Below are 6,855 nucleotides of genomic sequence, written 5' to 3'. Positions count from 1 at the left end.
TAGAATCCTTGTCAAATTTTTCAACAAAAGGTGTGAATAACCTGTGAAAAAAACGCGTTATAATAGATAAAAAATCTTTTAAGTTGGATTAAAGATGAATATTCTAGGTATCGATCCGGGGACAAGAAATTGTGGCTATGCGGTCTTGAGTTTTAAAAATCGCACGCTTAAGTTACTTGAAGCGGGGTTTATTAAGATTAAAACGCGTATTTTGCAAGAGCAAATTGTCGAGCTTATCGAAGGTTTAGAAATCGTGTTACAAAGCTATAAAATTGATGAGGTAGCGATTGAAGATATGTTTTATGCTTATAATCCTCAAAGTGTGATTAAACTCGCGCAATTTCGTGGTGCGCTAAGTTTAAAAATTTTGCAAGATTTTGGAAATTTTGCAGAATATACGCCTTTACAGGTGAAAAAAGCACTCACCGGGAATGGTAAAGCCGATAAAAGTCAAGTAGCCTTTATGGTAAAGCGTCTTTTGAACATACAAGGAGAAATCAAGCCACTTGATGTTACAGATGCTATGGCTGTGGCAATCACGCATTCACAGCGTCTGTAAGGGTTAAAAAATTATGGTTAAGAATAAATTTAAAAAACCTCTGTATTTTCCAAATTTCCACCTTGTTCGCTATTAAGAGAATCTTTATCTTGCAAAATTTGCAAATCTTGATTCTGTAAATCCACATTTAGCGGGATTTTGAAGCTTTGTAAAAGTTTCAAAATGCCATCTTCAAGCACATACGCGCTAATGCTATAAAAGTCTGCATTTTTGCTCTCCACACCTTTCACCCACAAAAGCGTGCTATTAGCCTTTGAAAGCACTTCTAAGCTAAAAGGCGCGCTCACCTCTTTATAGCTCACAGGTAATTCTAGGCTTTCGCCATTTCTCATATCTACCACGCCCACAATGATTTCGCCGATATTTCCCTGTAATTTATACACAGCAAAATTTCCAGCATACTCGATAACACCTTTTTTGAGTGCCTCTTGCGGACCACCTTCACAATTCACACAGCTTTCATCTGCACCAAAAAGTGCGCCCTGATAGATATTTGCAGGATAATCTTTAAACTGCAAAATTTTATGTTGTTCATTAAACATTTCAAGCTTAATATCCCCAGTCTCCACATAAATAGAATCTTTGGGCAAATCTTTAGAATCTTGTGCGTCCGCACCATCTTGATTTTCTTGTATGCTCATTTGCGTTGTATTTTGAGAATCTTGTGGATTTTTAGAATCTGCAGATTCTAAAGTGTTTTGCTGTGGTAAATTTAGAGAAGTTTTTCTTAATCTTAAAAGCTCTGAAATACCTATGCCAAGCCCAATTCCGACAAGCACAAGAAGTAGAAAACTAAGATTTTTTTTATTCATTTGGGATTCCAACTTTTAAGCCAGAAAATCTTTTAAAATCTCCGCGTGCAACACTGGACTAAACTCGATAATCTCATATTTTGCAAGATTATGATGTGCATAAGGATCGTTTTTGGTAAAAGCTTCCGCACTTTGCTTGTTTTTAAAATATCCTAAGATAAGTCCGCCAACGCGTGGATTCTGCGGACCTGAAGCGAGTAAAAATCCAGCCTCATAGCCTTTTGCCAAATATTCTCTATGCAGTGGCAAAACTGCCTCTATCTCTTCCATAGGCTTTGTGTAGGTTACGATGATGCAAAAAAGATTTTTCATTTGTTTTGCTCCTTGTTTTAAGAATCTAAAATTTTAAAGAATCCATTATGCCTTAAGTTTATAAAAACTTTTCAATGCTACGCAGATTCCAAAGGCGATTGAAGCAATTATGATGATACTTGCACCACTTGTGAGATTGTAAAAATAACTCACAAAAAGCCCTGAAATACAAAAAAATGCACTTAAGAGAATGGAACAAAAAATCATTGAACCTAGTCGCTTTGTAAAATTTTCAGCAATAAAGCAAGGAATACTTAAAAGTGCAATAACCAAAATAAGTCCAACCACGCGGATACTAAGCACGATGCAAAAGGCTATCATAATGATGAGTAAATAATAAAACGCGCGCGCATTCACGCCTTGAAGTTTTGTAAATTCAAAATCAAAGCTTAACGCCTCAAATTGCCGATAAAAGCACAAAATAAGCACGATAAACACGCCATCACACACGCCCAAAAGCACCAAATCACTAGGTGCAATGGCTAAAATGCTCCCAAACAAATAGCCCATAATGTCGCTTTTATATCCCGGCGTCAAATCAAGCAAAATAAGCCCAAACGCCATACCAAACGCCCAAATGACAGCGATGATATTTTCGCTCCTATTTGGGTAGCGCTGCATAACAAAACCTAAAAAAAGCGCGAGCAGAAGCGTCCAAATACTCACACTCAAAAGCAGTGGTAAGCCAAAATAAAACGTCACACCAATACCGCCAAACGCCCCGTGTGTGATACCTCCAGCTAAGGAAACAAGCCTATTTATCATTGCAAGCGCACCCACAATCCCGCACGCAATGCTCGTCAAAATCGCGCAAAACAGAGCATTTTGAAAAAAGCTAAATTCTAAAATTTCAAGCATTGCGCTTGCGTCCTTTATTTTTGGGTGTTTTTGAAACTTTGGGTGATAGGGAATCTTGTGTTATATTTGGTGTGCTCACGCATTCACAGCTATTTAAACTCATCTCTATATCGCAAAAATGCTTATGTGTGGTGCTTAGATGTTTGAGAAATTCGAGTTTTTGTGTTTCTTGCGTGTTTTTGTGTAAGAAAAGCTCTTTATTAATATAGGCAATTTTTTCTGCAAAGCTTAGCACCAAATTTGTATCGTGGCATACGACAACAACGCCAATGCCTCTTTTTTGCAGGGATTTTAACAGTTCAAAAATCTGTAACGCATTTTGCAAATCAAGGCTTGCTGTGGGCTCATCTAAGAGTAAAAGCTTACATTTCCTGCAAAGCGCGCGCGCGATGAAAACCCTCTGTCTTTGCCCTATGCTTAAATCACTGATTTTGCACTCGCTTAGATTCTCTAACCTAACGCTTTTCAATGCTTCAAGTGCTGCTTTTTTGTCCTCTTTATCATAGAATCCAAAGCATTTTTTTCCCACGCGTCCCATTAGCACGACTTCAAGCACGCGCAGCGGGAAATTTGCGTTTGCTTGTGTGCTTTGAGGCACATAACCAATTTCTGTAATCTTACAATTTAGCGCTATTTTTCCACTTTGCAACTTTGAGGGGATAAGCCCTAAAAGGAGCTTTAAAAGCGTGGATTTTCCCCCGCCATTTGGTCCGATAATAGCTAAAAAATCCTTGCTTTCATACTCTAAATTCACATTTTGCAAGACGCATTCGCGCCCGTAGGCAAAGTTAAGATTCTGTATATTAAAGAGCTGCATTATTGAAGTGCATTATGCAGAATCTGCGCGGTGTAGAGCAAGTCAGAAGCCCAATTTTCACTCAAATAATCAATTGAAACAACCTCCACCCCCCATTCTTTTACAAGATTTTGCACGATAGTTTGTGGGAATCCTACCTGCACGAAAACAATAGGTATATTTTCTTTTTTTGCAGTTTTGGTGATTGCGGCTATCTCACGGGGTTTTGGCTCTTTGCCATCGATTTCTATGGCAACTTGCTCCAAATTATACCGACTAGCAAAATGCCCCCAGCTAGGGTGATAGACAATAAATTTCTTGTTTTTTAATCCGCTTAAAAGCTTTTTTATTTGAGAATCTAGCATATCAATTTCGTTTAAAAATGTCGCGAGATTTTTTTCATAAAATGTGCTATTTTGCGGGTAGAGTTCGCTTAGAGCGTGCGCGATAACTTTTGCTTGTTCTTTAACCAAAAACGGATCAAGCCAAGTGTGCGGGTCGCCTTTAAGCGTATCTTGCGCATTTAAACGCACTTTTTTTACCTTTGTAGATTCTAACTTTTTAACTAGCTGACTTTCAAACTCCAAATCCCCGACAAAATACACCGTGCTTTTTTCTAAATTTATCATCGCTTGAGGCTTAAAATCAAAGTTATGTTCATCGGTATTTGGCGGGATAAGAACATTGATTTCTACGCCCTCCCCTGCGATTTTTTTGACAAAATAGCTTTGTGGTGGGATACTTACGCTAATAATTGGCTTAGTAGAATCTAGCGCAAAGCAAAACGTGAGAAGATGTAAAAGAAAGAAAATTCCTCGCATATATTCTCCTATAAAATAATGGTGCAAAATAGCAAAAAAGTCGCAAAAATGGGCAAAAGTATAGCAAAAAATCCCAAAAAATTTATGTTACACTTCCAAGACTAAAAGCAAAATGAGAATTTTAAGATTTTAACCCAAAGATAAATCCGCACACACTAAAAAGGTGAGAATTTCAAAGGAATAAAACCATAATGCTAGACTTTTCAAAAATTGCGCTTATCACCACAGGTGGCACAATCGCAGGCGTTGCCAAAGAAACAACAAGCACGCGTTATAGTCCAGCTGTGTTAAATGGTGAGACTTTGTTACAAACTCTTTTTGAGAACTTGCCCTTTTTTGAGAATCTATCTTTTGAAAATCCCCAAAATAATGGGCAAATTTTGCCAAAGCTCTTTGAGTTTGGCAGTTTTGATAGCGCGAATGTAGATGATGAGATATTGCTTTCACTCGCGCACTTTGTGGAAAATGTGCTAAAAAATGAGGCACAAGGCGATGCGGTGGATGGCATTGTCATCACGAATGGCACGGATTCTTTGGAGGAAAGCGCGTTATTTTTAGAGCTTGTTTTAAACGCTAAAAAACCAATCGTGCTTACAGGTAGTATGCGCGCTAGCAATGCGCTAGGAAGCGATGGTGCGCGCAATTTATATAATGCGTTTTTGCTTTGCGCGCATTTGGTGGATTTGCAAAAAAGCACGCGCGCAACAGAATCTAAGCTCGCACAGATTCCACTATCACCGCCAATGCAGGGCGTTTTTATCACTTTGGGAGATTCTATCTTTGCGCCGTTAAATCTTATGAAATTTCACACTTTAGACACAAACGCATTTGAACAAAGTGGGGCAATTGGACACATTGTAGATTCTCGTGTGTTTTTTTCACATACAAAAAAGCCCTTAAATCAAGTATTAAGAGAGAATTTTACCCTCGCACATTTGGGAGAATCCTTGCCAAAAGTGCAGATTCTCTATTCTCATCAAAATGACTACTGCGCGTTATTAGCAGCTTTTTTATTTACACAAGGAGTGAGGGGAATCATCATTGCTGGAATGGGCAATGGAAGTTTGAATAACAGAATCTTAAGCGCGCAAGAAAAGGAAACTTTAGCGGAGATTTTGCCAGATTCTACTCCACTTTGCGCGAAGAAAGAATTAAGACAAAAAGAGGTTTTAGAATTTTTGCACGCGCGTGGGTTGGCGATTGTGATAAGCTCAAGGGTGCCTTTTGGTGCTATCACACAGCACAATTTTTTAAGCGCGTGGAATCTTAACCCCCAAAAAGCAAGAATCTTGCTTATGCTTTTACTGCACGCGCGGGATTCTCACGCTTTAGATGAGTTACATTTCCAAGAGGTATTTTGCGCGTTTTAAATGTTAGGAGGTTTTAATGATTTGGATTTGTATTGTACTTGGTGTTTTGCTTTTTGGCACGATTTTAGGGCTTGTTTTTGCACTTTTCAAGCTTAATAACAGAACCTTTGAGATTTTGCGGCATAAAAAGGATTCGGAGTTTTGCACGCAAAAAAATAGCGAGTTAGAATCCCTTTTGCGCTCGTATAAAGATGAACTTGCCTTAAGTGAGCAAAAACTTCAAACTACTTTGCAAGAAAATGCCACATTAAATGCAAATCTGCAAGCGCAAATTACTTACGCGCAAAATTTAGGGCAAATATATTCTGAAAATCTTAACACATTAAAAAGCCAACTAGAAAAGCAGTTTTTAGCCCAGCAAGAAGCACTTTTAAAGCAAAGTGAAATAACACTCAATAGGGATTCTAAAAAGATTTTGGAGGAAGTTTTTACGCCCTTAAAGCACAATATCGAGCGCTATTCTCAAAAACTAGGTGAAAATGAGGCACGCATTGAAGCAAATATCACAAATATGTTTAACTCAAGCAAGCTTATGAATGAAAACGCTCAAAAGCTTGCCCAAGTGCTAAAGGGCGATAAAAAGGCACGCGGGAATTTCGCGGAATTGCAACTAAAAAGCGTGCTAGAATCTAGTGGATTGATTGAAGGCGAGCAATACAAGCTTCAAGAACATTTCAAGCTTGAGGGCGAGCATTATTACCCTGATGCGGTGGTGTATTTGGACAAACATAAAAGCATTATCATAGATTCTAAATTTTCCCTGCCAAATGACTTTAACTTCGAGCAGGTTGATGAAAGCGTTTGTGCGCAGTTAGCGGGCAATCTTAAAGCGCGCATTGATGAGCTTGCCAAAAAACCTTATGTGCGTTTTGAAAGCCACACTTATGATTTTACGCTACTTTTTATTCCTTATCAAAATATTTTGGACTTAGCGCTGGAGTCAAATAGCGCGCTGTATGCGTATGCGTATAATAAGAAAGTCTATCTCACTACGCCAAATACGCTATTTATGGCGCTTAAGACGATTGCGATTTCGTGGCAGCATATCGATAGTAATCAAAAGGTATTAAAAGCCTTTGAAGAAATTGGGCTGTTTTATGATAAGTTTGCGGGCGTGATAGAGGATTTTGAAGCCATTAAACGCAATGCTGAAACATTGGATAAAAGTATCGAACGTATGGAGACAAAGCTCACGGGCAAAGGCGGGCTAAGCTCACGGGCAAGCAAGCTAAAAGAGCTCGGTGCTAAAACGCAAAAAAGCATAGAGACTTCCTAGGATTCTATAAAATCGCGCATCAAGCCTACAAGCGCAATTGATAGGATTCTG

8 protein-coding genes are annotated in these 6,855 nt (G+C 38.6%); 3 read left to right on the top strand and 5 right to left on the bottom strand.

The genetic code is table 11. The features are described from left to right. The first annotated feature begins 94 nt into the window (after positions 1 to 94). Positions 95 to 559 carry a crossover junction endodeoxyribonuclease RuvC gene (gene ruvC, locus A3217_RS08720; RefSeq protein WP_066389623.1) on the top strand — a complete coding sequence of 155 codons (465 nt, stop codon included), beginning with the start codon at positions 95 to 97 and terminating at the stop codon, positions 557 to 559. Between the two features lie 29 nt (positions 560 to 588). On the opposite strand, the gene A3217_RS08715 is transcribed toward ruvC, so the two are convergent. Genes A3217_RS08715 through A3217_RS08695 form a run of 5 tightly spaced genes read right to left on the bottom strand, consistent with a single transcriptional unit; the run spans position 589 to position 4,158 of the window. Continuing rightward, positions 589 to 1,371 carry a hypothetical protein gene (locus A3217_RS08715; protein ID WP_066389621.1) on the bottom strand — a complete coding sequence of 261 codons (783 nt, stop codon included), beginning with the start codon at positions 1,369 to 1,371 and terminating at the stop codon, positions 589 to 591. Positions 1,372 to 1,386: 15 nt separating this feature from the next. Further along, positions 1,387 to 1,683, bottom strand: a complete 297-nt coding sequence (locus tag A3217_RS08710) for a YciI family protein (protein ID WP_066389620.1) — start codon at positions 1,681 to 1,683, stop codon at positions 1,387 to 1,389. Positions 1,684 to 1,728: 45 nt separating this feature from the next. Continuing rightward, entirely contained in the window at positions 1,729 to 2,541 is an 813-nt protein-coding gene (locus A3217_RS08705; RefSeq protein WP_066389615.1) for a metal ABC transporter permease, read from the bottom strand. Beyond that, complete coding sequence (locus tag A3217_RS08700; protein ID WP_082807932.1) at positions 2,534 to 3,358, bottom strand: ATP-binding cassette domain-containing protein; 825 nt, start codon at positions 3,356 to 3,358, stop codon at positions 2,534 to 2,536. Before A3217_RS08700 ends, A3217_RS08705 begins: the two co-directional genes overlap by 8 nt. Next, a complete protein-coding gene (locus tag A3217_RS08695) occupies positions 3,358 to 4,158 on the bottom strand; it encodes a metal ABC transporter solute-binding protein, Zn/Mn family (RefSeq protein ID WP_066389614.1) in 801 nt (266 codons plus the stop codon). The genes A3217_RS08700 and A3217_RS08695 overlap by 1 nt, the downstream gene beginning before the upstream one ends. A gap of 191 nt (positions 4,159 to 4,349) precedes the next feature. Here A3217_RS08695 and A3217_RS08690 point away from each other — a divergent pair, with 191 nt between their 5' ends. Together A3217_RS08690 and A3217_RS08685 are read left to right on the top strand one after the other, a co-directional pair. After that, the gene (locus tag A3217_RS08690) at positions 4,350 to 5,528 is read left to right on the top strand and encodes an asparaginase (protein ID WP_066389613.1); all 1,179 of its coding nucleotides are present in this window, start codon (positions 4,350 to 4,352) and stop codon (positions 5,526 to 5,528) included. Between the two features lie 16 nt (positions 5,529 to 5,544). Then, positions 5,545 to 6,804 carry a DNA recombination protein RmuC gene (locus A3217_RS08685; RefSeq protein ID WP_156471911.1) on the top strand — a complete coding sequence of 420 codons (1,260 nt, stop codon included), beginning with the start codon at positions 5,545 to 5,547 and terminating at the stop codon, positions 6,802 to 6,804. The last annotated feature ends 51 nt before the right edge of the window (positions 6,805 to 6,855 follow it).

Source organism: Helicobacter himalayensis, assembly GCF_001602095.1.
In the GTDB taxonomy this organism is placed as follows: domain Bacteria; phylum Campylobacterota; class Campylobacteria; order Campylobacterales; family Helicobacteraceae; genus Helicobacter_F; species Helicobacter_F himalayensis.
This window is presented reverse-complemented; position numbering and strand designations above follow the sequence as displayed.

Bases quoted from the DNA above. Each gene is read 5' to 3' on its own strand.
- ruvC (WP_066389623.1), top strand. From the start codon at position 95: ATGAATATTCTAGGTATCGATCCGGGGACAAGAAATTGTGGCTATGCG.
- A3217_RS08715 (WP_066389621.1), bottom strand. From the start codon at position 1,371: ATGAATAAAAAAAATCTTAGTTTTCTACTTCTTGTGCTTGTCGGAATT.
- A3217_RS08710 (WP_066389620.1), bottom strand. From the start codon at position 1,683: ATGAAAAATCTTTTTTGCATCATCGTAACCTACACAAAGCCTATGGAA.
- A3217_RS08705 (WP_066389615.1), bottom strand. From the start codon at position 2,541: ATGCTTGAAATTTTAGAATTTAGCTTTTTTCAAAATGCTCTGTTTTGC.
- A3217_RS08700 (WP_082807932.1), bottom strand. From the start codon at position 3,358: ATGCAGCTCTTTAATATACAGAATCTTAACTTTGCCTACGGGCGCGAA.
- A3217_RS08695 (WP_066389614.1), bottom strand. From the start codon at position 4,158: ATGCGAGGAATTTTCTTTCTTTTACATCTTCTCACGTTTTGCTTTGCG.
- A3217_RS08690 (WP_066389613.1), top strand. From the start codon at position 4,350: ATGCTAGACTTTTCAAAAATTGCGCTTATCACCACAGGTGGCACAATC.
- A3217_RS08685 (WP_156471911.1), top strand. From the start codon at position 5,545: ATGATTTGGATTTGTATTGTACTTGGTGTTTTGCTTTTTGGCACGATT.